This is a genomic window from Sphingomonas sp. CCH5-D11 (assembly GCF_001557395.1).
Taxonomy (GTDB): Bacteria; Pseudomonadota; Alphaproteobacteria; order Sphingomonadales; family Sphingomonadaceae; genus Sphingomonas.
The window spans coordinates 1-837 of record NZ_LSKH01000350.1 but is presented as its reverse complement, the minus strand read 5'-3'; the positions used below and the strand labels follow the sequence as shown (position 1 = coordinate 837).

Here is an 837-nt window from a genome sequence, read left to right as displayed (position 1 = left end):
TGCGCTCGCATCAGGGCTATGTCGTCGATGCGGACCTGCTGAATGCGGTGCAGCCCGGGGTCGATACGCGCCAGTCGGTGTTGGCCACGCTGGGCCAGCCGAGCTTCGCCAGCCAGTTCAACCAGGGCGACTGGTATTATGTGTCGCGCGACAGCCGCAACTATGCCTTCAACACGCCCAAGGTGCGTGAGCAGGTGACGGTGCAGATCAGCTTCGACCAGAGCGGCAACGTTTCCGCGATCCGCAGATGGGGCGCGGAGCAGGTGGCGTCGATCAGCCCGGCGAAGCGCACCACGCCGACGCTGGGGCGTGAGCGCGGCTTCTTCGCCGACCTGTTCGGCAACATCGGCACGGTGGGCGCAGCGGGCGCCGGCGGCGGCGGCGCGGGCGGCACCCGCCCCTGATCCGCGACGCGCCGCGAGCGGACGTGACGACCGCGTCACGATCCTTTCTGGCGGCTGACTGACGCATTCCCCGGCGGTTCAGGCGAATCGCGGCATATCTCCAACCACGGTGCGGTTCCCGGCTCGGGGCCGCGCCCAAGGATGGAGGATTGTATCGTGCGTAAGTTGATCGTTTCCGCGTTGATGGCGGCGACCATTATCCCCGGTGTCGCCACGGCCCAGTCCTATGGCGAGCTGCAGCGCGGCCGGCAGGAGATCCGCGAGGAGCGGCGCGACCTGCGTGATGCGCAGCGCCGCGGCGACTGGCGCGAGGTGGAGGACGCACGAGGCGATCTGCGCGATGCCCGCCGGGACTATCGCGATGACCTGCGCGATCGTGACCGCCGCTGGGGCCGCGATGACTGGCGTTCCTATCGCTCCAGCCACCGGTCGC

1 protein-coding gene and 1 pseudogene are annotated in these 837 nt (G+C 69.1%); both read left to right on the top strand.

Annotated features, from left to right (window positions below; translation table 11 throughout):
* Positions 1-404: outer membrane protein assembly factor BamE (locus tag AX702_RS20985; RefSeq protein ID WP_066782280.1), on the top strand; the 404-nt coding region annotated here is incomplete at its 5' end.
* Between the two features lie 156 nt (positions 405-560).
* A pseudogene (locus tag AX702_RS20980) lies at positions 561-837 on the top strand (RcnB family protein); the annotation flags it as partial.